This is a genomic window from Streptomyces sp. NPDC101225, from assembly GCF_044767585.1.
In the GTDB taxonomy this organism is placed as follows: Bacteria; Actinomycetota; Actinomycetes; order Streptomycetales; family Streptomycetaceae; genus Streptomyces.
This window is the reverse complement of sequence record NZ_JBIWOE010000008.1, coordinates 184,017-209,496: the sequence shown is the minus strand read 5'-3', so window position 1 is coordinate 209,496 and position 25,480 is coordinate 184,017. Positions and strand designations below refer to the sequence as shown.

20 protein-coding genes, 1 tRNA gene and 1 pseudogene are annotated in these 25,480 nt (G+C 70.8%); 9 read left to right on the top strand and 13 right to left on the bottom strand.

The window, feature by feature from the left end; translation table 11 throughout:
• Positions 1 to 41 precede the first annotated feature (41 nt).
• The 4 genes from ACIRPX_RS14640 to ACIRPX_RS14625 are packed head-to-tail and all read right to left on the bottom strand — an operon-like array spanning position 42 to position 4,636.
• Positions 42 to 1,406, bottom strand: coding sequence for a GH1 family beta-glucosidase (locus ACIRPX_RS14640; RefSeq protein WP_404193350.1), 1,365 nt, complete (start codon positions 1,404 to 1,406; stop codon positions 42 to 44).
• Positions 1,407 to 1,435: 29 nt separating this feature from the next.
• A complete protein-coding gene (locus tag ACIRPX_RS14635; RefSeq protein WP_404193348.1) occupies positions 1,436 to 2,332 on the bottom strand; it encodes a carbohydrate ABC transporter permease in 897 nt (298 codons plus the stop codon).
• Entirely contained in the window at positions 2,325 to 3,314 is a 990-nt protein-coding gene (locus tag ACIRPX_RS14630) for a carbohydrate ABC transporter permease (RefSeq protein WP_404193345.1), read from the bottom strand. Before ACIRPX_RS14630 ends, ACIRPX_RS14635 begins: the two co-directional genes overlap by 8 nt.
• Positions 3,315 to 3,319: 5 nt before the next feature.
• Complete coding sequence (locus ACIRPX_RS14625; RefSeq protein ID WP_404193342.1) at positions 3,320 to 4,636, bottom strand: ABC transporter substrate-binding protein; 1,317 nt, start codon at positions 4,634 to 4,636, stop codon at positions 3,320 to 3,322.
• Between the two features lie 212 nt (positions 4,637 to 4,848).
• Between ACIRPX_RS14625 and ACIRPX_RS14620 the strand changes: the two genes are divergently transcribed.
• Positions 4,849 to 6,627, top strand: coding sequence for a coagulation factor 5/8 type domain-containing protein (locus ACIRPX_RS14620; RefSeq protein ID WP_404193339.1), 1,779 nt, complete (start codon positions 4,849 to 4,851; stop codon positions 6,625 to 6,627).
• Between the two features lie 76 nt (positions 6,628 to 6,703).
• Here the strand turns inward: ACIRPX_RS14620 and ACIRPX_RS14615 are convergent.
• Positions 6,704 to 6,889 (bottom strand): annotated as a pseudogene (locus tag ACIRPX_RS14615) (hypothetical protein); the annotation flags it as partial.
• Here ACIRPX_RS14615 and ACIRPX_RS14610 point away from each other — a divergent pair.
• Complete coding sequence (locus ACIRPX_RS14610) at positions 6,831 to 6,998, top strand: hypothetical protein (RefSeq protein WP_404193336.1); 168 nt, start codon at positions 6,831 to 6,833, stop codon at positions 6,996 to 6,998. The pseudogene ACIRPX_RS14615 and the gene ACIRPX_RS14610 overlap by 59 nt on opposite strands.
• Before the next feature lie 390 nt (positions 6,999 to 7,388).
• The gene (locus ACIRPX_RS14605; RefSeq protein WP_351348371.1) at positions 7,389 to 7,844 is read left to right on the top strand and encodes a TerB family tellurite resistance protein; all 456 of its coding nucleotides are present in this window, start codon (positions 7,389 to 7,391) and stop codon (positions 7,842 to 7,844) included.
• Positions 7,845 to 7,871: 27 nt separating this feature from the next.
• On the opposite strand, the gene ACIRPX_RS14600 is transcribed toward ACIRPX_RS14605, so the two are convergent.
• Both ACIRPX_RS14600 and ACIRPX_RS14595 read right to left on the bottom strand, forming a co-directional pair.
• A complete protein-coding gene (locus tag ACIRPX_RS14600; protein WP_404193333.1) occupies positions 7,872 to 8,813 on the bottom strand; it encodes a M56 family metallopeptidase in 942 nt (313 codons plus the stop codon).
• A 3-nt stretch (positions 8,814 to 8,816) separates the two neighbouring features.
• The gene (locus ACIRPX_RS14595; RefSeq protein ID WP_404193331.1) at positions 8,817 to 9,290 is read right to left on the bottom strand and encodes a BlaI/MecI/CopY family transcriptional regulator; all 474 of its coding nucleotides are present in this window, start codon (positions 9,288 to 9,290) and stop codon (positions 8,817 to 8,819) included.
• Positions 9,291 to 9,451: 161 nt separating this feature from the next.
• On the opposite strand from ACIRPX_RS14595, the gene ACIRPX_RS14590 reads away from it, so the two are divergent.
• The gene (locus ACIRPX_RS14590; RefSeq protein ID WP_404193329.1) at positions 9,452 to 10,558 is read left to right on the top strand and encodes an acyltransferase family protein; all 1,107 of its coding nucleotides are present in this window, start codon (positions 9,452 to 9,454) and stop codon (positions 10,556 to 10,558) included.
• 21 nt (positions 10,559 to 10,579) lie between these two features.
• Here ACIRPX_RS14590 and ACIRPX_RS14585 read toward each other — a convergent pair whose 3' ends face one another.
• The 5 genes from ACIRPX_RS14585 to sucC form a co-directional block, all read right to left on the bottom strand.
• The gene (locus ACIRPX_RS14585) at positions 10,580 to 12,157 is read right to left on the bottom strand and encodes an AMP-binding protein (RefSeq protein ID WP_404193326.1); all 1,578 of its coding nucleotides are present in this window, start codon (positions 12,155 to 12,157) and stop codon (positions 10,580 to 10,582) included.
• Positions 12,158 to 12,245: 88 nt separating this feature from the next.
• Positions 12,246 to 12,333 (bottom strand) — tRNA-Leu (locus ACIRPX_RS14580).
• Positions 12,334 to 12,496: 163 nt separating this feature from the next.
• Positions 12,497 to 14,053 carry an aldehyde dehydrogenase family protein gene (locus tag ACIRPX_RS14575; RefSeq protein WP_404193324.1) on the bottom strand — a complete coding sequence of 519 codons (1,557 nt, stop codon included), beginning with the start codon at positions 14,051 to 14,053 and terminating at the stop codon, positions 12,497 to 12,499.
• 102 nt (positions 14,054 to 14,155) lie between these two features.
• Positions 14,156 to 15,073 carry a succinate--CoA ligase subunit alpha gene (sucD, locus tag ACIRPX_RS14570; protein ID WP_404193321.1) on the bottom strand — a complete coding sequence of 306 codons (918 nt, stop codon included), beginning with the start codon at positions 15,071 to 15,073 and terminating at the stop codon, positions 14,156 to 14,158.
• A 14-nt stretch (positions 15,074 to 15,087) separates the two neighbouring features.
• Positions 15,088 to 16,218, bottom strand: a complete 1,131-nt coding sequence (gene sucC / locus ACIRPX_RS14565; protein WP_404193318.1) for an ADP-forming succinate--CoA ligase subunit beta — start codon at positions 16,216 to 16,218, stop codon at positions 15,088 to 15,090.
• A gap of 145 nt (positions 16,219 to 16,363) precedes the next feature.
• On the opposite strand from sucC, the gene ACIRPX_RS14560 reads away from it, so the two are divergent.
• The 5 genes from ACIRPX_RS14560 (at position 16,364) to ACIRPX_RS14540 (ending at position 24,380) form a co-directional block, all read left to right on the top strand.
• Positions 16,364 to 18,046 carry a thiamine pyrophosphate-binding protein gene (locus ACIRPX_RS14560; RefSeq protein ID WP_404193316.1) on the top strand — a complete coding sequence of 561 codons (1,683 nt, stop codon included), beginning with the start codon at positions 16,364 to 16,366 and terminating at the stop codon, positions 18,044 to 18,046.
• A 9-nt stretch (positions 18,047 to 18,055) separates the two neighbouring features.
• On the top strand, positions 18,056 to 19,315 hold the full coding sequence (gene frc, locus ACIRPX_RS14555; protein ID WP_404193313.1) for a formyl-CoA transferase: 1,260 nt from the start codon (positions 18,056 to 18,058) through the stop codon (positions 19,313 to 19,315).
• 4 nt (positions 19,316 to 19,319) lie between these two features.
• Positions 19,320 to 21,464: an acetate--CoA ligase family protein gene (locus ACIRPX_RS14550; protein WP_404193624.1), complete on the top strand. Its 2,145-nt coding sequence runs from the start codon at positions 19,320 to 19,322 to the stop codon at positions 21,462 to 21,464.
• 121 nt (positions 21,465 to 21,585) lie between these two features.
• A complete protein-coding gene (locus ACIRPX_RS14545) occupies positions 21,586 to 22,977 on the top strand; it encodes an OFA family MFS transporter (RefSeq protein WP_404193310.1) in 1,392 nt (463 codons plus the stop codon).
• Entirely contained in the window at positions 22,974 to 24,380 is a 1,407-nt protein-coding gene (locus ACIRPX_RS14540) for an OFA family MFS transporter (protein ID WP_404193307.1), read from the top strand. The genes ACIRPX_RS14545 and ACIRPX_RS14540 overlap by 4 nt, the downstream gene beginning before the upstream one ends.
• Positions 24,381 to 24,462: 82 nt before the next feature.
• Here ACIRPX_RS14540 and ACIRPX_RS14535 read toward each other — a convergent pair whose 3' ends face one another.
• Positions 24,463 to 25,467: a sugar phosphate isomerase/epimerase family protein gene (locus ACIRPX_RS14535; RefSeq protein ID WP_404193304.1), complete on the bottom strand. Its 1,005-nt coding sequence runs from the start codon at positions 25,465 to 25,467 to the stop codon at positions 24,463 to 24,465.
• Positions 25,468 to 25,480: the final 13 nt, after the last annotated feature.

Genomic DNA, 25,480 nt, shown 5'->3' with positions numbered 1-25,480 from the left:
TGGGCGCGAGCTCCCCTGGGCCGCGCCCACCGCGGTCTGTGTCAGGCCGCCCGGCGTGCCCGGCCGCGGTGGGCGCGGACGATGTCCGCGTACCGGTGGCCCGAGCCCTTGATGGTGCGCACCTGCGTCTCGTAGTCGACGTGGACCAGCCCGAACCGCTTGTCGTAGCCGTACGCCCACTCGAAGTTGTCGAGCAGCGACCAGGCGAAGTAGCCGGCCAGCGGGGCGCCCTTGCGGACGGCCGAGGCGCAGGCGGCGAGGTGGCGTTCCAGGTAGTCCTGGCGCTCCGGGTCGTCGACGGTTCCGTCGGGGCGTACGACGTCCGGGTAGGCGGAGCCGTTCTCGGTGACGTACAGCCGGCGGATCGGGTACTCGTCGGTGAGGCGCAGCAGGAGCGCCTCGATGCCGCTCGCGTCGATCTCCCAGTCCATGCCGGTGCGCGGGACGCCGAGGCGGCGCACGGAACGGACGTGGGGCGCCGGCGCCGAGGGGTCGTCGGCGACGACGGAGGGCATGTAGTAGTTCAGGCCGTGCCAGTCCAGCGGGGCGGCGATCTTCGCCAGGTCGCCGTCGCGCTCGGGCAGTTCGACGCCGTAGACCTCGCGCATGTCGGCCGGGAAGCCGCGGCCGTAGACCGGGTCCAGCCACCAGCGGTTGATGTGGCCGTCCTGCCGGCGGGCGGCCGCCACGTCCTCCTCGCGGTCGGTGGCGGCGTGCACCGTGGAGAGGTTGGTGACGATGCCGACCCGGGCGGAGGGGGCCGCGGCGCGGATCGCGTCGACGGCGAGGCCGTGGCCGAGCAGCAGGTGGTAGGAGGCGCGGACGGCGGCCGTCAGGTCGGTCAGGCCGGGGGCCATCCTGCCCTCCAGGTGGCCGATCCAGGCCGAGCAGAGGGGCTCGTTGAGCGTGGCCCACTGCGACACGCGGTCGCCGAGGCGTTCGGCGACGACCGAGGCGTACTCCGCGAACGCGAGGGCGGTGTCCCGCTCGGGCCAGCCGCCGCGGTCCTGGAGGGCCTGCGGCAGGTCCCAGTGGTAGAGGGTGACGGACGGGGTGATGTCCGCCTCCAGCAGGGCGTCGATCAACTCGTCGTAGAACGCGAGGCCCTTGGGGTTGACCGGGCCGTCGCCGCCGGGCATCACCCGCGGCCAGGCGACCGACAGCCGGTAGGCGTTGGTGCCCAGTCGACGCATCAGGCCGATGTCCTCGCGCCAGCGGTGGTAGTGGTCGCAGGCGACGTCGCCGTTGTCGTCGCCGGCGACCTTGCCGGGCGTGTGGGAGTAGGTGTCCCAGATCGACGGGGCGCGGCCGTCCTCCGCGACGGCTCCCTCGATCTGGTACGCCGCGGTGGCCGTGCCCCACAGGAAATCGTGGGGGAAGGCGGCGAGGTCGATGCGGTCGGACACGGAAGTCCTCTCAAAGCGGTGGGAGTTGGTCACTTGACGGCCCCCGCCGTCAGCCCGGCGACGAGATAGCGCTGCAGCAGCAGGAAACCGGCCACCACGGGCACGCTGACGACCAGCGAGGCGGCCATGATCTGGTTCCAGTAGACGTCGTTGAGCGTGGAGTAGCCCTGGAGGCCGACGGCCAGGGTGCGGGTGGCGTCGTTGGTCATGACGGAGGCGAACAGCACCTCGCCCCAGGCGGTCATGAAGGCGTAGACGGCGACGGCGACGATGCCGGGTATCGCGGCCGGCACGACGATCCGGAAGAGCGCGCCCAGCGGTCCGCAGCCGTCCACCAGCGCCGCCTCGTCCAGGTCGCGCGGCACCGAGTCGAAGTACCCGATGAGCATCCAGATCGAGAACGGCAGGGAGAAGGTGAGGTAGGTGAGGATCAGGCCGCCGCGCGAGCCGAACAGGGCGATGCCCGTCGCGTTGCCGATGTTGACGTAGATCAGGAACAGCGGGAGGAGGAAGAGGATGCCCGGGAACATCTGGGTGGACAGCACGGTGACGGTGAAGACCCGCTTGCCGCGGAAGCTGTAGCGGCTGACGGCGTAGGCCGCGAACACCGCGACCACCACCGAGCAGACGGTCGCGGACACCGCCACGATCAGCGAGTTCATGAAGTACTTCGCGAGCGGGACGGTCGACCAGATGTCGATGTACGGCCGGATCGTCAGACCGCTGGGCAGCCAGCGGAACTTGCCCGTGACGTCCGCGAGGGGCTTCAGCGAGCTGGAGACCATGACGTACACCGGGATCAGCACGAAGCCGGTGAGCAGGGTGAGGAAGACGCGCCGGGTCCAGATGAACGAACTGGGCATCGCCATGGGCGACTTGGCTGCCGCCCGCGCCTTCCGCGCCGGCATCCGCAGCGACTCAGACATCTCCGGTCCTCCGTCCGCGTGAGGTGAGCACCAGGTACACGCCCGTCACCACGAGCAGGAACAGCAGCAGGAGCACGGACATCGCGGAGCCGGTGCCGAAGTTCCAGGTGACGAAGGACGCCTGGTAGATGTGGACCGAGATGAGGTCCGCGGCCTCGGGTGCGGCCTTGCCGAACAGGACGTACGGCGTGTTGAAGTCGTTGAACGTCCACAGGAACAGCACCAGGACCAGCACCTGGTTGACCGGGCGCAGGGACGGCAGGGTGATGCGGCGGATCTGCTGGAGCATGCCGGCGCCGTCCAGGGCGGCGGCCTCGTACAGCTCGCGCGGGATGTTCTGCAGCCCGGCCATGACGATGAGGAAGGCGAACGGCCAGCCCTTCCACACGGACACGGTGAGCAGCGCGTAGAAGCTGTTGTCGCCGATCAGCCAGAAGGACGGCTTGCCGGTCAGATGCAGCTGGTCGTGCAGGACGTGGTTCACCAGGCCGTTGTCGTGCTGGAACATGAACACCCAGGTGATGACGGCCGCGTAGACCGGCAGGGCGTACGGCACCAGGAACAGCGCCCGCAGCAGACCGCGGCCGCGGAAGGTGTCCTGCATGTAGATCGCCGCCGTCGTGCCGATCAGCCAGCACAGACCGACCGACAGCAGGGTGAAGCCGACGGTGACGAAGAAGGAGTGCAGCAGCGCCTCGCCGACGGGGGCGTCGAAGTCCACCGACACCTTGTAGTTGCCGAGGCCCGACCAGGGCGCGGAGCCCCAGTCGCGGATGTAGAACTGCGTGAGCTCCTTGAAGCTCATCACGATGCCGATGACCATCGGCACGAGATGGACCAGGAGTTCGAGCAGCAGGGCGGGCAGGAGAAGCAGGTACGGGAGCCCGATCCGGCGGATCCGCCCGGGACGGCGGCGCGGTTCGCGCGGCTCCGCCCCGGGGGCACTCCCCCTCACCGGCTCCTTGAGGGTCGTGGTGGTCATCGAACTCACTTCGCCGGCATCTGCTGCTGGGCCTTCTCGAGCTTCGCCTTCACCGAGTCGGTGGTGATCGCGCGCCCGGCCGCCGCGTCGGCGAACAGGTCCTTGACGGCCGTACCGACCGCCGTCTCGAACTGCGACTCGTCGGCGACCTGCGGCAGCGCGGCGGCGCTCGTCGCCAGGGTCTGCTTCAGCACGGCGTTGGAGGCGGAGTTGAAGGCGGCGTCCGACTGCGCTCCCTTGACCGGCGGGATGGAGCTGTAGGCCGTGTTGAGGATCTTCTGCTCGGCGTCGCTGGTCATGAACTTCACGAACTGCGTGGCGCCGTCCATGTTGTGGCTGTTCTTGAAGACGGCGAGGTTGATGCCCGCGACCATCGAGTTGACCTGGGTGCCGGTGCCCGGGGTGCCGGACTGCACGGGCACGGGTGCGATGCCGTACGCGTCCTCGCTCATGCCCTGCGACTTGAGGTTGGCCGCCGCCGACTGCCACAGCAGCATGGCCTGCTTGCCCTTGGCGAAGTCGCTCACCGACTGGTTCTGCGCGTACTCGGCGTCGCCGGTCGGGATGACCTTGTCCTTGGCCATCAGGTCGACGTACTGCTTGACGGCGTCGACCACCTTGGGGTTGGTGAAGTCGGGCTTGCCGTCGGCGGTGAAGAAGTCGCCGCCGTGCTGCTTGGCGAAGACGAAGACGTGGTGGATGTTCTCCGACACGTTGGCGCCCTCGGCGCCGAGCGGCGACTTGCCCTTCGCCTTGATCTTCTTGCCGTCCGCGATCAGCTCGTCCCAGGTGGCCGGCGGCTTGCTGATGCCGGCGTCGGCGAAGATCTGCTTGTTGTAGTACAGCGCGTAGGCCATCGAGTACAGGGGGACCGCGGCCGGGTCCTTGCCCTCGGCACCCGTCGAGCCGAGGGCCGAGTCCACGAAGCGGTCCCTGCCGCCGATCTTGCCGAAGTTCTTGGCGTCCCACGGCAGCAGCGCGCCGGTGGCCTGGAGCGAGGCGCTCCAGGTGTTGCCGATGTTCAGGACGTCGGGGCCCTGGCCGGAGGTGGTCGCGGTGAGGATCCGGTTGAGCAGGTCGGACCAGGGGACGACCTCCAGCTTGACCTTGATGCCCGACTGCTTCTCGAACTTGTCGAGTTCGGGCTGCAGGACCTTCTTGTCCACGGCGATGCTCGCGCCCTGGTTGGAGGCCCAGTAGGTGAGCGTCTTCGGCGAGTCGTTGGAACCGCCGCCGCTGGACGAACCGCCTCCGCAGGCCGTGGCGGCAAGGGCGAGTGACATGGTGACGGCGCCTACGGCCGCGGCTCGGATGCTGCGCATGGCTCTGGGTGTCCCTTCAGGGATTGCACTCACGGCTTAATTTAGGACGTGAGTTAAACCTCAGGAGATGGCCTAGTCAAGGGGTTCGGCAACCCTTGTGGAACTCGGGTCGCACCCCTTGACGCACTCCTTCGGGTAGTTGAAGCATTCACCGGCGAGAGAGCGCTCCCAACACCCCACCCCGTTCACTTCATGAACAGGAGAGCCGCCCCATGCCCCTGCCCGACATAGGCCGCAGAACCGTCCTCGGCGCCGCAGCCGCCTCCGCGCCAGCGGTGCTGGGCCTGTCCGCCCAGGCCTCGGCCGCCCCACGGCCGAAGAAGCGGCCGAAGAAGCCGTGCCACCTCCCCGGCGGCGGCGACCTCGGCCCGAACGTCCTGGTCTTCGACCCGTCCACGCCCGGCATCCAGGCCAGGCTGGACGAGGTCTTCGAGCAGCAGGAGTCGGCCCAGTTCGGCACCGGCCGCTACGCCCTGCTCTTCAAGCCCGGCTCGTACAGCGGCCTCAACGCCCAGCTCGGCTTCTACACCTCCATCGCGGGCCTCGGCCTCTCCCCCGACGACACCACCATCAACGGCGACGTCACGGTCGACGCGGGCTGGTTCGACGGCAACGCCACCCAGAACTTCTGGCGTTCGGCGGAGAACCTGGCCCTGGTCCCGGCGAACGGCACCGACCGGTGGGCGGTCGCGCAGGCGGCCCCCTTCCGCCGGATGCACGTCCGCGGCGGCCTCAACCTCTCACCCACCGGCTACGGCTGGGCCAGCGGCGGCTACATCGCCGACAGCCGCATCGACGGCCAGGTCGGCCCGTACTCGCAGCAGCAGTGGTACACCCGCGACAGCGCGATCGGCAGCTGGCTCAACGGCGTGTGGAACATGGTGTTCTCGGGCGTCGAGGGCGCCCCCGCGCAGAGCTTCCCCAACCCGCCCTACACCACGCTCGACACCACCCCGGTCTCCCGTGAGAAGCCCTTCCTCCACCTCGACGGCAACGGCTACCGCGTCTTCCTGCCGGCGAAGCGGACGAACGCCCGCGGGGTGACCTGGGGCAACGGCACGCCCAGGGGGACGTCGCTGCCGCTGTCGCGGTTCTACGTCGCCAGGCCGGGCGTCAGCGCGGCGACCCTCAACCAGGCGCTCGCCCAGGGACTTCACCTGCTGCTGACGCCCGGCATCTACCACCTCGACCGGCCCATCCAGGTCGACCGGGCCAACACCGTGGTGCTGGGCCTCGGTTACGCGACGCTCGTCCCCGACAACGGCGTCACGGCCCTGCGGGTCGCCGACGTGGACGGCGTGCGGCTCGCGGGATTCCTCGTCGACGCCGGGCCGGTCAACTCCCCCACCCTGCTGGAGATCGGCCCGCAGGGCGCCTCCAGGAACCACTCCGCCAATCCGACCACCGTCCAGGACGTGTTCGTCCGTATCGGCGGCGCGGGCGCCGGCAAGGCCACCACCAGCATGGTGATCAACAACCGGCACACCATCGTCGACCACACCTGGGTGTGGCGCGCCGACCACGGCACGGGCGTCGGCTGGGACACCAACCGGGCCGACTACGGCATCGTCGTCAACGGCGACGACGTGCTGTGCACCGGCCTGTTCGTCGAGCACTTCAACAAGTACGACGTGCAGTGGAACGGCCAGCGGGGCCGCACGATCTTCTTCCAGAACGAGAAGGCCTACGACGCCCCGAACCAGGCCGCGATCCAGAACGGCTCGGTGAAGGGCTACGCCGCCTACCAGGTCGGCGACGCGGTGACCACGCACGAGGGCTGGGGCCTGGGCAGTTACTGCTACTACAACGTCGACCCGACGATCGTGCAGCACAACGGCTTCGCCGCGCCGAACCGGCCGGGGGTGAGGTTCCACAACCTGCTGGTGGTCTCGCTCGGCGGCCAGGGCCAGTACGAGCACGTCGTCAACGAGACGGGAGCGCCGACCTCGGGCACGTCGACGACGCCGTCCACGGTGGTGTCCTACCCGTGAGCCGGGGGCGGCCCCGTCCGTTTGAGGACGGGGCCGCCGGGCCGGTCACCGCACCGGTCCCACGACCGGCGACCGGTCACCGCACGGGCGCCGCCGGCGCCGGCGCGTACCCGGCCGGGCGGGTGGTGAACGTGCCGCGGCCCTGGCTCCGGCTGCGCAACCGCGTGGCGTAGCCGAAGAGTTCGGCCAGCGGCACGGTGGCCGTGACGAACGCCGCGGCGCCGCGCGCGGTCGAGCCGGAGACCCGTCTTGCCCGCGTCGACGTGGGCGAGGATGCCGAGGTTGCGGACGAGGGCAGGCTTCGTGTGGGGAAGGGTGTGGGTGCGCACGGCCCGTTGGCCTTTCTGCTGATCGCTGATCATCGCCGGTGATCGGAACAGGGCAGCGCGATTGCGGACGAACGGGCCCGGCCGCGGGGCGCCGGCGAGGCCGGCGGGTCGCGTCAGACGTTCGTCACGGGCATCCGGTACCGGCCGCGCAGCGGGCACCGGACGGTCGGGGACACGAGGATCACCTCGTACTGCGAACAGGGGACGACGACATCGATGCGGTGGCGCACGACCGTCCCCCCTCACTCGTCCCGCGCGTCCCGGCGACGCACGGCGCGTGGCGAGTGTAGGGAACGCCCAGCGGTCGGGGCACCCGGTTTTCCGGCGGTCCGCGGCAGGTGAAGTTTCCTGGAACGGCCGGAACTTATCCGGCCCGTCGCTAGTTTCTACGGTGCTGTAGATCTTTACGACCACCGACAACATGGAGTTCTCATGGCCCTGTGGGACCGCATCAAGGAATCCGCGTCGACGATGCAGACCCAGCTCGTGGCGAAGAAGAACGATCTGAAGAGCGGCGCCTTCCGGGACGCGAGCATGGCGATGTGCGCCCTGGTCGCCGCCGCGGACGGCACCATCGACCCGGCCGAGCGGCAGCGCGTGGCCCAGTTGATCGCCACCAACGAGGTCCTGCAGAACTTCCCCGCGGACGACCTGCGCCGCCGTTTCGAGGAGAACCTCAACAAGCTGACGGCCGACTTCGCCTTCGGCAAGGTCAGCGTGCTCCAGGAGGTCGCCAAGGCGAAGAAGAAGCCCGCCGAGGCCCGTGCCGTCATCCAGATCGGCATCGTCATCGGCGGCGCCGACGGCGACTTCGACAAGACGGAGCAGGCCGTCGTGCGGGAGGCGTGCTTCACGCTCGACCTGCCGCCGCACGAGTTCGACCTCTGACCCGCCCGGCGGCGGCCCCCTGGCGCGCTACAGCGGAGCCGCCGCCTTGAGGATCAGGAACATGGTGACCGCGGAGTTCGCCGAGGACATGGCGGAGAGAGTGGTCCCCGCGGCCGCCGTCCAGACGGCCACGCCCACGCCCGTGCACATCGGCGGCAGGGTGCGGGCGGCGGGCGCCGGACCCAGCAGGGCCGCCACCCTGCGCGGCACGGGTCCGCCCGGCGCGGCGAACGCGGCCAGGGTCGGCGCGGGATCCGGCCGCGAGACCAGGGCGGCCTTGGCGATCGCCCGGGCGGTGATCCGCCGGCTGCCGACCGCCCGGGCCGCCTCCTCGTCCGCCCAGCGCTCCACGGTGTAGGCGACGGCGGTCCGCAGCGGCCGCAGGAACGGATTGGCGCGGGCCGCGAGGCCCGCCAGCAGCAGATGCCGGTCGTGGCGCCCGGTGAGATGGGCGCGTTCGTGGGCGAACAGGGCCCGCCGCTCGGGGGAGTCCAGGCAGCCCAGCATGCCGGTGGAGACCAGGATGCGCCCGGGCCGGCCGCCCCGCCCGGGCAGCGTGTGGGCGTAGGCCACCTCGTCCGGGAGGACGGCGACCTGCGTCGCGGGCAGTCCGCGCAGCGCGCGTGCGGCGCGGCGCCGCACCCGGCGGTGGCGCAGCAGGAGGGCCGCGCAGGCGGCGCCCGCGAGGGCGAGCGCGCACACCGCGGCCTTGCCGACCACCGCGTCGTGCGGCACGGCCGCACGGACCTCGCGGTCGGCCCAGCCGTCGGGCAGGGGGTTGCCCGGCAGTTGCGCGGTGCCCACGATCGCGAGCAGGGCGAGGCACAGCGTGCTGCACAGGCCGAGCACGGCGGCGGCCGCGGACAGCAGCAGGGTCGCCAGGTGCGGGTGCAGCCGGTACTCGGCGAGGCGTGCGACGGGCCAGGCGGTCAGCGGCAGGACCAGCGGCAGGAAGACGAACACGCCCATGGCTCAGCGCTCCCGGCCGTCCGCGCACGCATCGCCGTCGCCGCGCTCCGCGTGCGCGCTCTCGCGCGCCGGTCCGGTCTCCTGCGTCTGCCGGAAGAGCCTGCGCAGCAGTTCCTCGTCCTGCGGCGGGAGGGAGGAGACGAAGCTGGTCAGCACCGCCTGCCGGTCGGTCTCGCCGTCCAGCACCCGGCGCATGCGGTGCGCGGCCAGGCCCGCCTCGTCGGCCGCGGCGGTCCACGCGAAGGAGCGGCCCGCGCGCTGCCGGGTCACCACGCCCTTGGCCTGGAGCCGGGTCAGGATGGTGATGACGGTGGTGTAGGCGAGGGTGCCGCCGAGGTGCTCGCGGACCCAGCGCGCGGGCACCGGTTCCGGCGCGGCCCGCAGGGCGGCGAGGACCTGGACCTCCAGTTCGCCCTGGCCCCGCCGGCGGGCCGGCCCACCCGGACCTCCGCCGCCGCGCCCGTCCTGCTGTCCCACCCGGCCTCCCCTGCACGGCATCGCGCACCGCTCGACATCCGCCCCATCGTAGTGAGACGGCCTGTGCGCCGGTGCCCGCGGCACAGGCCCCACCCGCGCAGCACACAGGAGCGTCGCGTGGCCGGTGGTTTACCCGGCCGAGAATCGGTCAGGCGGGGGTGATGTCCCGTCCTCAGGCCACAGCCGCACCCCAGGCACGTCAGTCCACCGAGACGTCGGATTCCCGGCAGGGCGAACAGCAGCAACGGCCGGCCCGGCGCGACGCGTACTTCGACAACGCGAAGTACCTGGCGATCGTGCTGGTGGCGATGGGACACGCGTGGGAACCGCTGCGGGACGGCAGCCGGACCGTCACCGCGCTCTACACCTTCGTCTACGCCTTCCACATGCCGGCGTTCATCGTGATCTCCGGCTACTTCTCCCGCACCTTCGACGCGCGTCCGGCGAAGATCAAGCGCCTGGTGACGGGCGTCCTGGTGCCGTACGTCGTCTTCGAGACGGCGTACACCCTCTTCACCCGCTGGACCGACGGCGTCCCGGACCGGCCGATCACGCTGCTGGACCCGCTGTATCTGACGTGGTTCCTGATCGCGCTGTTCGTCTGGCGGCTGACGACCCCGATCTGGAGGACCCTGCGGTGGCCGCTGCCGGTGGCGCTCGTGATCGCGATGCTGGCGACCGTCTCGCCGTCCATCGGCAACGACCTCGACCTCCAGCGTGTGCTGCAGTTCCTGCCGTACTTCGTGCTCGGTCTGTGCCTGCGGCCGGAGCACTTCCGGCTGCTGCGCCGTTGGCGGGTGCGCGCGCTGGCCGTGCCGGTGGTCGCCGGTGCGCTCGCCGTGTCGTACTGGGCGGTCCCGCGCATGACCGGCGCCTGGTTCTTCCACCGCGACAGTGCGCAGGAGCTCGGTGCGCCGGCCTGGTACGGACCCGTGGTGACGCTGGCCGCCTTCGGCTGCTCGACGATCCTGGTCGCCTGCTTCCTGTCCTGGGTACCGGGCCGCCGCCTGTTCTTCACCGCGCTGGGCGCGGGCACGCTCTACGGCTATCTGCTGCACGGCTTCCTCGCCCAGGGGTCGAAGTTCTGGGGCTGGTACGACCCCGCGTGGATCCACGGCCCGTTCGGCGAGATCACCGTGACGCTCGTCGCGGCCACGGCGGTGACCGTGCTGTGCACGGCCCCGGTCCGGCGGATCTTCCGCTGTGTCACGGAGCCCCGGATGAACTGGGCGTTCCGGCGTACCGCGCAGGAACCACAGCCGTCCTGAGGGTGCCGGCCGGCCGGATCGCTACCGGATCCGGCGTTCCGCGCCGGCCCGGGCCCGGTCGCGCAGCACGAACTTCTGGATCTTGCCCGTGGACGTCTTGGGCAGCTGCCCGAACACCACGTGCCTGGGCGCCTTGAACCGGGCCAGCCGGGCCCGGACGAACTCGATGATCTCGGCCTCGGTGGCCTCGGCGCCGTCCAGCAGACTCACGTACGCGGCGGGCACCTCCCCCCACCGCTCGTCCGGCACCGCGACGACCGCGACCTCCGAGACGGCCGGATGGTCGGCGATGACCTGCTCGACCTCGACCGACGCGATGTTCTCCCCGCCGGAGATGATCACGTCCTTGCTGCGGTCGCGCAGCTCGACGTACCCGTCCGGATGGACGACACCGAGGTCGCCGGTGCGGAACCAGCCGTCCGGTGCGGCCTGCCTGGTGGCCTCCTCGTCCTTGAAGTAGCCGAGCATGAGGTTGTTGCCGCGCAACGAGATCTCCCCCACCGTGGTCCCGTCCGCGGGGACGTCGCGGCCGTCCGGGCCGATCACGCGCGCCGCGCAGGAGATCATGTTGCCGACGCCCTGGCGCGCCTTGAGACGCGCCCGGACCTGTTCGTCGAGGCCGTCCCACTCCGGGCGCCAGTCGCAGATCATGGCCGGGCCGAAGGTCTCGGTCAGCCCGTACAGATGGGTCACGTCGAAGCCCAGCCGCCCCATCCGCCGCAGGATCGCCGGGGTCGGCGGCGCGCCGCCGGTGGCGACCTTCACCGTCCGCGCGAGCGGGGACGCCTCCGGCGCGTGGGCGAGCATCGACAGCACGGTCGGGGCGCCCTCCAGATGGGTCACCCCCTCCGTGCGCAACAGCCGCCACACCTCGGCGGGTTCGACCTTCGGCAGGCATACGTGCGTGGCCGCCGCCGCGGTCACCGCCCACGGGAAGCACCAGCCGTTGCAGTGGAACATCGGCAGGGTCCACAGGTGCACCGCGGACGGCGACAGCCCGGTGTGGCCCACCATCGCCAGCGCCTGCAGATAGGCGCCGCGATGGTGGTACATCACGCCCTTGGGCCGTCCGGTCGTCCCGGACGTGTAGTTGATCGACAGCAGCGACCGCTCGTCCCGCGGGCGGATCGCGGTGGGGGTCGCGCCGGCCAGCAGGCGCTCGTACGGCTCCCCCGCACGGATCCGGTGCGGGGGCTCGGGCAGTCCGGCGACCGCCGCGTCGGCCACGTCGTCGAGGACGGGGTCGTGCACCAGCACCGACGCCTCGCTGTGGCGCAGGATGGAGGCGATCTCCCGGGCCGACAGCCGGGTGTTGACGGCCACCAGGGGCACTCCCGCCCACGGCACCCCGAAGCTCGCCTCCAGCAGCACATGCGTGTTGGGCGCGAGCACCGCGACGGGCCGGCCCCGCGCCAGGGGCGCCAGCGCGCCGGCCAGCCGGCGGCAGCGGTCGTGGAACTCCGTGTACGACCAGCGCCGGTCGCCGTCCACGACCGCGGTCCGCTCCCCGTGCGCCGCCGCGGCCCGGTCCAGGTACGAGACGGGGGTGAGCGGCTCGAACGACAGGGTGCCGGCAGGCGGCTTCGCCGGTTCGGTCATCGCTTCCGGCCCTCCGATCGCGCCGAGCGGGTCATCACGCACGTCGTCTTCGAAACGCGAAGGACCCCTGACGAACAGGGGTCCTTGCTGGTGTCCGAGGGGGGACTTGAACCCCCACGCCCGATAAAGGGCACTAGCACCTCAAGCTAGCGCGTCTGCCATTCCGCCACCCGGACGAGGTGTCCGCCGCCTTGACGGGGGTGTTCCCCGCGGCGACATGAACAACGATACCAAGGTTTCACAGTGGCCTTCACCTGCATATCCGGGCCGCCGGGACGCGTTCCCGGCCCGCCGGGGCGGGCCGGGAACGCGTCATCGGCAGCGATCGGACCGCTACGGTCACGGCATGAGGTGGTAGTCCGGGAAGTTCCCGGGCAGCCGCTCCCCCGCCGGCCCCTGGGTCACGGCGCGGACGAGGAGTTCGCCGCCGACGAAGGCGCCCCGCCAGGACGCTCCGAAGCCGCCGAACAGCTCGTCCCGGTCGCCGCGGGAGCGGGGCTTGCCGTGTCCGGTCTTGAACGCGCGGATCTGCGGGGCCAGCCGGTCGAAGGTGGCCCGGTCGTCGGTGGACAGCGTGGCCACGAGCGCGCCGTTGGAGGCGTTCATCGCGGCCAGCAGCTCCGCCTCCGTGTCGACCAGGACGATCGTGTCGACCGGGCCGAACGGCTCCGCGTGGTGCAGCGGCGACGACGGCGGCGGCGCCAGGAGCGTGACCGGCTGGACGTAGGCCGAGGTGTCCTGGCCGGGCAGGAAGCGGGCCCCGGCCGCGTCGGCGCGGTGCAGCGGGACCGCGCCGCGCTCGATGGCCTCGGCGACCTGGTCGCGCAGTTCCTTGGCCTTGGCGGCGTTGATGACCGGACCGAAGTCCAGCTGCGGGTAGGGGTCGTCGGGCCGCTCGACGGCGAGCGGGTGGCCGACCTTCAGGGTGCGCACCGCCGGGAGGTAGGCCGCCAGGAAGTCGTCGAAGAGCTGCCGCTGGACGACGAAGCGCGGATACGCCGTGCAGCGCTGCTTGCCGTAGTCGAAGAGCTTGGGGACCACCGCGGCGAGCCCGTCCCAGTCCGAGTGGTTCCAGATGCCCCAGGTGTTGAGTCCCTCCTGTTCGAGCACATGGCGCTTGCCGAGGTCGGCGACGGCCGTGGCCACCGCGGCGCCGGTGTCGCGGCCGCCGACGAAGGAGACGCAGCCGATCTCCGGCGCCCGCACCAGCGCCGGGGACAGCTCGCCGCCGCTGCCGCTGACGAGGGTGGCCGGGATGCCCTCGCGGGCGGCGAGCGCGCAGGCCAGCGTGAGACAGGCGACGCCGCCGTCGGTCGGGGTCTTGGCGATCACCGCGTTCCCGGCCAGGGCCTGGACCAGCATGGCGTGCACGAGCACGCTCATCGGGTAGTTCCAGCTCGCGATGTTGGAGACCGGGCCGTCCAGCGGGGCCCGGCCGTCGAGCATGGGCTCGATGCCGTCGACGTACCAGCGCACCCCGTCGATCGCCCGGTCGACGTCCGCCTGCGCGAGCCGCCAGGGCTTGCCGATCTCCCAGACGAGCAGCAGGGCCAGCAGTTCGCGGTGCTGGGTCAGTGCGTCGAGGGTGGCCGCGACCCGGGCGCGGCGTTCGTCGAGGGGGACGTGCCGCCAGGCGCGGTGCTGGTCGAGCGAGGCGCGGACGGCCCGGTGCGCGGTGTCGCCGTCCAGGCGGGGCGGGCCGGCGACGGGGCTGCCGTCGACCGGGCTGGTGGCGGGCAGCGCCCGGCCGTCCGCCTGCCAGCCGGCGCCCCAGAGGTTGAGGACGCGGTCGTCGCGGAACGCCTCGGGGGCGACGGCGAGGCAGCGCCGCCAGGCATCCCGCCAGGACGTGTCCGCCTTGAGTGTGAGGGAGTTGGTGGTGAGGGTCGATGCCATTCGGTTGCTCCGCTCTCGGTGCACAGTCGGGGGCGGGGATGCATGGCCGTCTCGCGCGCCGGTTCGCACTGCCGGGCGCGGACATGCCCAACTATGGGGCCGTCAGGACTCTTCTTCGAGACGTGCGAGCACAAGTTTCGCCGTCTCCGTCGGGGTGCTTCCCACACCCACCCCGACTGCCTCCAGCGCCTCCTTCTTCGCCTGTGCGGTGCCGGAGGAGCCGGACACGATCGCGCCGGCGTGCCCCATCGTCTTGCCCTCGGGTGCGGTGAAACCGGCGATGTAGCCGACCACGGGCTTGGTGACGCGCTCCTGGATGTACGCCGCCGCCCGCTCCTCGGCGTCGCCGCCGATCTCGCCGATGAGGACGATGAGTTCGGTGTCGGGGTCGTCCTGGAAGGCGGCCAGGCAGTCGATGTGGGTGGTGCCCACGACCGGGTCGCCGCCGATGCCGACGCAGGTGGAGAAGCCGATGTCGCGGAGTTCGTACATGAGTTGATAGGTGAGCGTGCCCGACTTCGACACCAGTCCGATGCGGCCCGGCTTGGTGATGTCGGACGGGATGATGCCCGCGTTGGACTGTCCCGGGGTGATCAGGCCGGGGCAGTTGGGGCCGATGACCCGCGTGCCCTTCTCCTTCGCGTACGTGTGGAAGGCGACGGAGTCGTGGACCGGGATGCCCTCGGTGATGACGACCGCCAGGCCGATGCCCGCGTCCGCGGCCTCGGTCACGGCGGCCTTCGCGAAGGCGGGCGGCACGAAGACGACGGTGACGTCGGCGCCGGTGGCGTGGATGCCCTCGGCGACCGAGCCGAAGACGGGGACGGCCATGGGGGTACCTCCCAGGCCGTTCAGGCACTGGGGGACGTCGAAGTCGACGCTGCGGCCGGCCTTGCGCGGGTTGACGCCGCCGACGACGTTCGTGCCGGCGGCGAGCATCCGCCGGGTGTGCTTCATGCCCTCGCCGCCGGTCATGCCCTGGACGAGAACCTTGCTCTCCTTGGTGAGATAGATGGCCATGTCGTCCCGTCTCCTCAGTTGGCGGTGGCGAGTTGGGCGGCCCGGGCGGCGGCGCCGTCCATCGTGGTGGCCTGCTGCACCAGCGGGTGGGCGCGCTCGTCGAGGATGGCGCGGCCGCGGGCCGCGTTGTTCCCGTCGAGCCGCACGACCAGCGGCCTGGTCAACTGCACGGCGTCCAGAGCCTGCACGATGCCGTCGGCGACCGCGTCGCAGGCGGTGATGCCGCCGAAGACGTTGACGAAGACCGACTTCACGGCCGGGTCGGACAGGATCACGGACAGGCCGTCGGCCATGATCTGGGCGGAGGCTCCGCCGCCGATGTCGAGGAAGTTGGCGGGGCGGGCGCCGCAGCCCGCGACCACGTCGAGGGTCGACATGACCAGGCCGGCGCCGTTGCCGATGATGCCGACCTCGCCGTCCAGCTTCACGTAGTTGAGGCCCTTGGCGGCGGCCGCCGCCTCCAGCCGGTCGTCGTGCTCCACGGTCTCGGCGCCCCAACGCGCCTGCCGGAAGCGGGCGTTGTCGTCGAGGGTGACCTTGCCGTCGAGTGCGAGGATCTGGCCCTGCCCGGTGCGCACCAGCGGGTTGACCTCGACCAGCAGCGCGTCCTCGCGGACCAGGACCTGCCACAGCCGTACGAGCACGTCGACGGTCTGCGGCGGCAGGCCCGCCGCCCGCGCGATCTCGCCCGCCTTGGCCGAGGTCACGCCCTCGGCCGGGTCGATCGGGACGCGGGCCACGGCCTCGGGCCGGGTGGCGGCCACCTCCTCGATCTCCATGCCGCCCTCGGCGGAGGCGATCGCGAGGAACGTGCCCGCCGCGCGGTCGAGCACGTAGGAGACGTAGTACTCGGCCTGGATGTCGACGGGCTGGGCCAGCATCACCTTCGCGACCCTGTGGCCCTTGATGTCCATCCCCAGGATCTGCCGTGCGGTGAGTTCCGCGGCGGCCGGGTCGGCAGCCGGTTTCACCCCGCCCGCCTTGCCTCGCCCGCCTGTCTTGACCTGGGCCTTCACCACCACTCGCCCGCCCAGCCTGCGGGCGATCTCGCGTGCCTGCTTGGGCGAGTCGGTGACCTCCGCCCTCGGCACGACGATGCCGTGCTCCTCGAAGAGTTCTCTTGCCTGGTGTTCGTACAGGTCCATTTCGGCTCCTGTCTTAAAAGTGCCGCACGCCCCCTGGACACCACCCACCGGATGCGGGATAACAAGGTTCATACAGTATTCGTCGACTGTATGCAATGTACCGCGAGAGCAGTTCCACCCCCCTACGAAGGGACAGGACTTCGCCATGCCCGACGACACCCAGGACGTGATTTCCGGCGGTCATCTGGTGGCCAAGGCCCTCAAGGCCGAGGGAGTCGATCGCATCTACACGTTGTGCGGCGGCCACATCATCGACATCTACGACGGTTGCGTCGACGAGGGCATCGAGGTCGTCGACGTCCGCCACGAGCAGGTCGCCGCGCACGCCGCCGACGGTTACGCCCGGATCACCGGCAAGCCCGGCTGCGCGGTGGTCACCGCGGGCCCGGGGACGACGGACGCCGTCACCGGTGTCGCCAACGCCTTCCGCGCGGAGTCACCGATGCTGCTGATCGGCGGCCAAGGGGCCCTGACCCAGCACAAGATGGGATCGCTGCAGGACCTGCCGCACGTCGACATGATGACGCCGATCACCAAGTTCGCGGCGACCGTGCCGGACACGGCGCGCGCCGCGGACATGGTGTCGATGGCGTTCCGCGAGTGCTACAACGGCGCGCCCGGGCCCTCCTTCCTGGAGATCCCGCGCGACGTGCTGGACGCCAAGGTGCCGGTGGACAAGGCACGCGTGCCGAAGGCCGGCGCCTACCGCGCCTCCACCCGCTCGGCCGGCGACCCCGAGGCGCTGGAGAAGCTGGCCGACCTGCTCGTGCACGCCGAGAAGCCGGCCATCCTGCTGGGCAGCCAGGTCTGGACGACCCGCGGCACCGAGGCGGCCATCGACCTCGTCCGCACCCTCAACATCCCCGCGTACATGAACGGCGCCGGCCGCGGCACCCTGCCACCGGGCGACCCGCACCACTTCCAGCTGTCCCGCCGCTACGCCTTCTCGAACGCCGACGTCATCGTCATCGTCGGCACGCCGTTCGACTTCCGCATGGGCTACGGCAAGCGGCTCTCGCCGGACGCGACCGTCGTGCAGATCGACCTCGACTACCGCACCGTCGGCAAGAACCGCGACATCGACCTCGGCATCGTCGGCGACGCCGGGCTCGTCCTGAAGTCGGTCACCGAGGCCGCCTCCGGACGCGTCAACGGCGGGGCCGCCAAGCGCAAGGAGTGGCTCGACGAGCTGCGCGCCGCCGAGCAGGCCGCCATCGAGAAGCGGCTGCCCAGCCTGCGGTCCGACGCCTCACCGATCCACCCCTACCGCCTGGTCAGCGAGATCAACGACTTCCTGACCGAGGACTCGATCTACATCGGCGACGGCGGCGACATCGTCACCTTCTCCGGCCAGGTGGTGCAGCCCAAGTCCCCCGGGCACTGGATGGATCCGGGCCCGCTCGGCACCCTCGGCGTCGGGGTCCCCTTCGTGCTCGCGGCCAAGCAGGCGCGGCCCGACAAGGAGGTGGTGGCCCTCTTCGGCGACGGCGCCTTCTCCCTCACCGGCTGGGACTTCGAGACCCTCGTCCGCTACGACCTCCCGTTCGTCGGCATCGTCGGCAACAACTCCTCCATGAACCAGATCCGTTACGGCCAGAAGGCCAAGTACGGCGAGGAGCGCGAACGGGTCGGCAACACGCTCGGCGACGTCCACTACGACAAGTTCGCGCAGATGCTGGGCGGTTACGGCGAGGAGGTCCGCGACCCCGCCGACATCGGACCCGCCCTGCGGCGCGCCCGCGAGTCGGGCAAGCCGTCGCTGATCAACGTCTGGGTCGACCCGGACGCGTACGCCCCCGGAACCATGAACCAGACCATGTACAAGTGAGGTGACCTGGTGACCACGGAGATCATTTCGACCTCGCAGCCGACCAAGGCTCTCGCCGGCATCCGCGTCCTCGACATGACCCACGTCCAGTCCGGGCCCTCGGCGACCCAGTTGCTGGCCTGGCTCGGCGCGGACGTGATCAAGCTGGAGGCGCCGACCGGAGACATCACGCGCAAGCAGCTGCGCGATCTGCCGGACGTCGACTCCCTCTACTTCACGATGCTCAACTGCAACAAGCGGAGCATCACCCTCAACACCAAGACCGAGCGCGGCAAGGACATCCTGACCGAGCTGATCCGGCGCTCCGACGTCATGGTCGAGAACTTCGGACCGGGCGCGATCGACCGCATGGGCTTCACCTGGGACCGCATCCAGGAGATCAACCCCCGGATCGTCTACGCCTCCATCAAGGGGTTCGGCGAGGGCCCGTACACCAACTTCAAGGCGTACGAGGTCGTCGCGCAGGCCATGGGCGGGTCGATGGCGACCACCGGTTTCGAGGACGGGCCGCCGATGGCGACGGGGGCCCAGATCGGTGACTCGGGCACGGGAGTCCACGTCGTGGCGGGCATCCTCGCGGCGCTGTTCCAGCGCGAGAGCACCGGGCGGGGCCAGCGGGTGAACGTCGCCATGCAGCACGCCGTGCTCAACCTCTGCCGGGTGAAGCTGCGCGACCAGCAGCGTCTGGCCCACGGCCCGCTCGCCGAGTATCCCAACGAGGACTTCGGCACCGAGGTTCCCCGGTCGGGAAACGCCTCCGGCGGCGGCCAGCCGGGCTGGGCGGTGCAGTGCGCGCCGGGCGGCCCGAACGACTACGTGTACGTCATCGTCCAGCCCGTCGGCTGGAAGCCGCTCAGCGAGCTGATCGGCCGGCCGGAACTGGCGGAGGACCCCGAGTGGTCGACGCCCGAGGCACGCCTGCCCAAGCTCAACAAGATGTTCCAGCTGATCGAGGAGTGGTCCTCGACGCTGCCCAAGTGGGAGGTGCTGGAGCGGCTGAACGCGCACAACATCCCGTGCGGGCCGATCCTGTCCACCAGGGAGATCATCGAGGACCGGTCGCTGGTCGCCAACGAGATGGTCGTCACCGTGCCGCACCCCGAGCGCGGCGAGTTCACCACGGTCGGCAGCCCGCTGAAGCTCTCCGACTCCCCCGTCGAGGTGACCAGTTCACCGCTGCTCGGTGAGCACAACGAAGAGGTGTACGTCGGCGAGCTCGGCCTCGGCGACGAGGAGCTGCGCCTGCTCAAGTCGAACGGAGTGATCTGACGTGATGGCGGAAGACCGGGAGCTGCGGGTGCGGTCGCTCCTCGACACCGTGCGGGCCGAGGGGCGGACCGCGCTGACCGCGCCCGAGGGCAAGGTGATCGCCGACGCGTACGGGATCGCCGTCCCGGGAGAGGAGCTGGCGAGGGACGTCGACGAGGCGGTGGCGTACGCGGCGCGCTTCGGCGGGCCGGTCGTGATGAAGATCGTCTCGCCCGACATCCTGCACAAGACCGACGCCGGCGGTGTCGTCGTCGGCGTCGAGGGCGCCGCGGACGTACGGGCCGCGTTCTGCAGGATCATCGAGAACGCGCGCGCGTACGACGCGGCAGCGCGTATCGAGGGTGTGCAGGTACAGGAGCTGCTGCCCGCGGGGCAGGAGGTCATCGTCGGCGCGGTGACCGACCCGACGTTCGGGAAGGTCGTCGCCTTCGGGCTCGGCGGGGTGCTCGTCGAGGTCCTCAAGGACGTCACGTTCCGGCTGGCGCCGGTGAGCGCCGACGAGGCGATGTCCATGCTGGACTCGATCCGGTCGGCGGAGATCCTTCGCGGGGTGCGCGGCGCCCCGGGCGTGGACCGGTGGGCGGTCGCCGAGCAGATCCGCCGGGTGTCGCAACTGGTGGCGGACTTCCCGGAGATCGCCGAGGTCGACCTCAACCCGGTGATCGCGACCCCGCAGGGCGCGGTCGCGGCCGACATCCGCGTGATCCTCGCCGAGAAGCAGCCGCCCCCGCGCAGGAAGTACACGCGCGAGGAGATCCTCACCTCGATGCGGCGCCTGATGCAGCCCGCCTCGGTCGCCGTGATCGGCGCCTCCAACGAGCAGGGCAAGATCGGCAACTCGGTGATGCGCAACCTCATCGACGGCGGCTTCTCCGGGGAGATCCATCCGGTGAACCCCAAGGCCGATGACATTCTGGGCCGCAAGGCGTACAAGAGTGTCACGGACGTTCCCGGTGAGGTGGATGTGGCGGTCTTCGCTATCCCCGCCAAGTTCGTGGCCTCGGCCCTGGAGGAGGTCGGACGCAAGAACATCCCCAACGCCGTGCTGATCCCCTCCGGTTTCGCGGAGACCGGCGAGCACGAACTCCAGGCGGAGATCGTCGCGATCGCCGAGCGGTACGGCGTCCGCCTCCTCGGACCGAACATCTACGGCTACTACTCCACGTGGCAGGACCTGTGCGCCACGTTCTGCACGCCGTACGACGTCAAGGGCGGGGTGGCGCTGACCTCGCAGTCCGGCGGCATCGGCATGGCCATCCTGGGCTTCGCCCGCACCACCAAGACGGGTGTGTCGGCCATCGTGGGCCTGGGCAACAAGTCGGACCTGGACGAGGACGACCTGCTGACCTGGTTCGGCGAGGACCCCCACACCGAGTGCATCGCGATGCACCTGGAGGACCTCAAGGACGGGCGCGCCTTCGTGGAGGCCGCGCGTGCGACCGTGCCGAAGAAGCCGGTCGTGGTGCTGAAGGCGGGCCGTACGGCCGCCGGCGCGAAGGCGGCCGGCTCGCACACCGGGGCGCTGGCGGGCGACGACGCCGTGTACGACGACATCCTGAAGCAGGCCGGCGTCATCAGGGCGCCCGGACTCAACGAGATGCTCGAGTACGCGCGCGCGTTGCCGGTGCTCCCCACTCCCCGGGGCGACAACGTCGTGATCATCACCGGGGCGGGCGGCAGCGGTGTGCTGCTGTCGGACGCGGTGACCGACAACGGTCTGTCCCTGATGGAGATACCGGAGGACCTGGACGCCTCCTTCCGGACGTTCATCCCGCCCTTCGGGGCCGCGGGCAACCCGGTCGACATCACCGGGGGCGAGCCGCCGTCGACGTACGAGGCGACGATCCGGCTGGGCCTGCAGGACCCGCGCATCCACGCGCTCGTCCTCGGCTACTGGCACACCATCGTGACTCCCCCGATGGTCTTCGCGGAGCTCACCGCGCGCGTGGTGGCCGAGTTCCGCGAGCGCGGCATCGAGAAGCCCGTGGTGGCCTCGCTCGCCGGCGACGTCGAGGTCGAGGAGGCCTGCCAGTACCTCTACGAGCGCGGGGTCGTGGCGTACCCGTACACGACCGAGAAGCCGGTGGCCGCGCTCGGCGCCAAGTACCGCTGGGCCAGGGCCGCGGGACTGTTGGGGGGCGGTTCATGAGGTGAGCGACAGCGGGGCCGGCCGGCAGTGCGGCCGGTCGGCCCCCGGGACCCGTGCGCACGCGAAATGCATTGGACAGGGGGCGCTGGCCAGAGCTTTCGACGCAAGGGGCACTGAGTACATGACAACCACCCACCATCCGTCCGTCCCCTGTAGGGAGGTGACGGACCGCAAGGGCCGCGTGTACCGGGTCGGCGAATCGGATGTCGATCTGATGGGCCGCACACGCGCATCGATGGTCGTCCTGTCCTGGGCAGGCATGACGGGCATCACCTCCGCCGAGCTCGCATTCGCCTCCGCGGGGGGCACGCTCCACCAGGCGCACGCGTGGAGCGGCGGGACCATCGTCCGGCTGCTGGGCGTCTGGGTCTTCTTCCAGGCGGCCACGGCCTACCCCGCCGGAGTTCTGCGGGAGAACGGCAGGCTCCCCGCCCGTACGGCGATGTCCTTCGGCGCCGTGGGCGCACTGCTGGCATGTCTGTGGCCGGCGTTCGTGCCGGACGCGGCGGTCGCCCAGGCCGGGTCCGGCGTCCTGGGCGGCATCGGCGCCGGGCTGGTGCAGGCGACCTGCCTGAACACCGTCGGCAAGTGGTATCCGGAGCGCAAGGGCTTCAGGACGGGCCTCGTGGGCAGCGGTCTCGCCTTCGGATCCGTGCCCTTCGCCGTGCTGGTCGCCTCGGGGCTCGACCTGGGCGGCCACCGGGCCCCGCTCACCGCCGCCGGCATCGGGCTGTGCCTGGTGGTGGCCGTGGCCGGGCGGTTCCTCGTGGACCCGCCGAGGAACTGGTGGCCGGCCGACGTCGACCCGCTGCGGTTGACCGGCACCCCGAAGACCCGCCGGGCACTGCGGAAGAACCCGCCGGCGGTCAGGCAGTACACCGTGAAGGAAGCCGTCCGCACCCCCGTGCTGTGGATGATGTGGCTGTGCCTGCTGTGCACGGCCGGCGTCGCCGTCCACGGCCTCGCGGTCCTGGTGCCGTTCGGCGACAGGTCCGGCTTCACGGACGGGTCCATGGCCGGCGCGCTGGCCCTGACGGTCGTCGCGTACGGCACCGGAGGCGTGGCCGCCGGCCGGATCTCCGACCGCTGGGGACGCCGCAACACGCTCATCGCCGTGTGCATCGTCCTCGGCACGGCGCAGTTCGGCGTGCTGGTCTCCGGGCAGGCCGGCAGCATGCCGCTCCTCCTGCTCTGCTCCGTGGTCTCCGGTCTCGGCGGCGGGGCGGTCCTCCCGCTGTTCGCGGCGATGACGGCGGACCACTTCGGTGAGAACCACAACGCCGCCATCCATGGCCTGCTGCACGGCACGGCGCTGATCGCCGGGCTCGTCGCCTCGGGCGTGATCGCGCTCGTCGCCGGCGCGTGGGACCACCACGGCGCGTTCGTCCTGGCCGGCTCCCTCGGTCTGGCCTCCGCAGTACCGGCCCTCTTCCTGAAATCCCCGGGCAGGCCCAACGCCCGGCGCATCGTCCCCAACCCGCACCCGCTCGGCGAGGAGATGTCCCTGACATGACCGCGGACCCGATAGCAACAGGCAGCTCGCCGGCAGAGCCCGGCGCCGCAAACCGTCCCTACCGAGAAGTCAAAGACTCCCACGGCCGTGTCTACCGCGTCGGCGAGACCGACAGGGACATCCTCGGCCACTCGCGCAAGCTGATGGTGTATCTCCCGTGGATCGCCATGATGGCCATCAGCGTCTCCGAGTACGCGTACGGCTCCGCGGAGGACACCCTGTCCACGGCGCACGGCTGGACGCAGAGCAACACCTTCTGGATCCTGAGCGTCTGGGTGTTCTTCCAGGCGGGCATCGCCTTCCCGGCCGGATGGCTGCGCGAGCGCGGCATCCTCACCGCACGCCGGGCGATGTTCACCGGCTCGGCGATGTGCCTGGTCGGCTTCCTGGCCCTGTCCCACTTCCACAACGTGATGCTGGCCATCCTCGGCTTCGGTGTGGTCGGCGGTCTGGGCTCCGGCCTGATCTACGCCACCTCCATCAACATGGTCGGCAAGTGGTTCCCGGAGCGGCGCGGCGCGAAGACCGGCTTCGTCAACGGCGGCTTCGCCTACGGCGCGCTGCCGTTCATCTTCATCTTCAACTACGCCTTCGACACCGGGAACTACAACGAGGTGCTCGACCTGATCGGCGTCTACGTGCTGATCGTGGTGGCCGTCTGCGCGTTCTTCTTCAAGGACCCGCCGAGGAACTGGTGGCCCGCCGACATCGACCCGCTGTCCTACTCCGGCAACGTCAAGAGCGCGCACAGCCTGGCCAAGAACCCGCCGGCGGTACGGCAGTTCACGCCGAAGGAGGCCATCAGGACCGGCATGCTCCCGCTGATGTGGATCACCATGGTCGCCACCGCCGGCGTGTCGATCTTCGGGATCTCCTTCCAGGTCGACTTCGCCAAGGAGGCCGGCTTCGGGCCGCTGGTCGCCGCGTCCTCGATGGGTGTCATGGCCGTCATCAACGGCGTGGGGCGTGCCATCATCGGCTGGCTGTCGGACCTGTGGGGGCGCAAGACGTCGCTGGTGTTCGTCATCGTGGTCCTCGGCCTCGCCCAGTTCGGCGTCATCTGGGCCGGTGACATCAAGAACGAGTGGCTGTTCCTGTTCTTCGCCTTCCTCTCCGGATTCGGCGGCGGCGCCTTCTACCCGATGTTCGCCGCCCTCACCCCGGACTACTTCGGCGAGAACTACAACGCCACCAACTACGGCCTGGTCTACAGCGGAAAGCTGGTCAGCGGCCTGTTCGGCGGCGGCCTGGGCTCCATGGTGGTCGCGGCCTGGGGCTACAACGGGGCGTACGCCCTGGCGGGCGGCGTCTCGATGGTCGCGGCGGCGATCGCGCTGATGCTGCGTCAGCCCGGCCGCAACAGCAGGGACGCGCTGACGGCGCAGCCGCAGCCCGCGAGCTGACGGCCACGCGCGTGTGAGGAGGCCCTCCCCGGATCCGGGGAGGGCCTCCTCACACGCGCGTGGCCGCACCCGAACAGCACCCCTAGCCGTTGCCGCCGAACGCCGCGTCGAAGGAGGCCGAGGGCGGCTCGAAGTCGTAGGCCTTCAGGCGGGTCAGCGCCTCGGGTGCGCCCTGGAGCCGGTCCATGCCGGCGTCCTCCCACTCGACCGAGACCGGGCCCCGGTAGCCGATGGACCGCAGCATCCGGAAGACGTCCTCCCAGGGGACGTCGCCGTGCCCGGCCGAGACGAAGTCCCAGCCGCGGCGCGGGTCGCCCCAGGGCAGGTGGGAGCCGAGGCGTCCGTTGCGGCCGTCGAGACGCCTGCGGGCCTCCTTGCAGTCCACGTGGTAGATGCGCTCGCGGAAGTCCCACAGGAAGCCGACCGGGTCGAGGTCCTGCCAGACGAAGTGCGAGGGGTCGAAGTTCAGGCCGAAGGCGGCCCGGCCGTCGACTGCTTCCAGGGCGCGTCGGGTCGTCCAGTAATCGTAGGCGATCTCGCCCGGGTGGACCTCGTGCGCGAACCGCACGCCCTCCTGGTCGAAGACGTCCAGGATCGGGTTCCACCGTTCGGCGAAGTCCTCGTAGCCGCGCTCGATCATCGACTCCGGCACGGGCGGGAACATCGCGACCAGGTGCCAGATGGCGGAGCCGGTGAAGCCGACGACGGTGTCGACGCCGAAGGCCGCCGCGGCCCGCGCGGTGTCCTTCACGCGCTGCGCGGCACGCCGGCGCACACCCTCCGGGTCCCCGTCCCCCCACACCTCGCGCGGCACGATCGCCCGGTGGCGTTCGTCGATGACGGCGTCGCACACGGCCTGGCCGGTCAGGTGGTTGGAGACGGCCCAGCACGTCAGGCCGTACGCGTCGAGCAGTTGCTTCCTGGAGTCGAGGTAGGAAGGGTCGGCGAGCGCCCTGTCGACCTCGAAGTGGTCGCCCCAGCAGGCGAGTTCGAGGCCGTCGTAGCCGAAGTCGCGGGCGAGGCGGCAGACCTCTTCGAGCGGCAGGTCGGCCCACTGTCCGGTGAAGAGCGTGAACGGGCGCGGCATGGTGCTGAACCTC

Coding starts and splice junctions, on each gene's coding strand:
- ACIRPX_RS14585 (WP_404193326.1), bottom strand. CDS start 12,157: ATGACCGAACCGGCGAAGCCGCCTGCCGGCACCCTGTCGTTCGAGCCG.
- ACIRPX_RS14620 (WP_404193339.1), top strand. CDS start 4,849: ATGCCCCTGCCCGACATAGGCCGCAGAACCGTCCTCGGCGCCGCAGCC.
- ACIRPX_RS14550 (WP_404193624.1), top strand. CDS start 19,320: ATGGCGGAAGACCGGGAGCTGCGGGTGCGGTCGCTCCTCGACACCGTG.
- ACIRPX_RS14540 (WP_404193307.1), top strand. CDS start 22,974: ATGACCGCGGACCCGATAGCAACAGGCAGCTCGCCGGCAGAGCCCGGC.
- ACIRPX_RS14625 (WP_404193342.1), bottom strand. CDS start 4,636: ATGCGCAGCATCCGAGCCGCGGCCGTAGGCGCCGTCACCATGTCACTC.
- ACIRPX_RS14635 (WP_404193348.1), bottom strand. CDS start 2,332: ATGTCTGAGTCGCTGCGGATGCCGGCGCGGAAGGCGCGGGCGGCAGCC.
- ACIRPX_RS14560 (WP_404193316.1), top strand. CDS start 16,364: ATGCCCGACGACACCCAGGACGTGATTTCCGGCGGTCATCTGGTGGCC.
- ACIRPX_RS14605 (WP_351348371.1), top strand. CDS start 7,389: ATGGCCCTGTGGGACCGCATCAAGGAATCCGCGTCGACGATGCAGACC.
- ACIRPX_RS14575 (WP_404193324.1), bottom strand. CDS start 14,053: ATGGCATCGACCCTCACCACCAACTCCCTCACACTCAAGGCGGACACG.
- ACIRPX_RS14535 (WP_404193304.1), bottom strand. CDS start 25,467: ATGCCGCGCCCGTTCACGCTCTTCACCGGACAGTGGGCCGACCTGCCG.
- sucC (WP_404193318.1), bottom strand. CDS start 16,218: ATGGACCTGTACGAACACCAGGCAAGAGAACTCTTCGAGGAGCACGGC.
- ACIRPX_RS14545 (WP_404193310.1), top strand. CDS start 21,586: ATGACAACCACCCACCATCCGTCCGTCCCCTGTAGGGAGGTGACGGAC.
- sucD (WP_404193321.1), bottom strand. CDS start 15,073: ATGGCCATCTATCTCACCAAGGAGAGCAAGGTTCTCGTCCAGGGCATG.
- ACIRPX_RS14590 (WP_404193329.1), top strand. CDS start 9,452: ATGTCCCGTCCTCAGGCCACAGCCGCACCCCAGGCACGTCAGTCCACC.
- ACIRPX_RS14630 (WP_404193345.1), bottom strand. CDS start 3,314: ATGACCACCACGACCCTCAAGGAGCCGGTGAGGGGGAGTGCCCCCGGG.
- ACIRPX_RS14600 (WP_404193333.1), bottom strand. CDS start 8,813: ATGGGCGTGTTCGTCTTCCTGCCGCTGGTCCTGCCGCTGACCGCCTGG.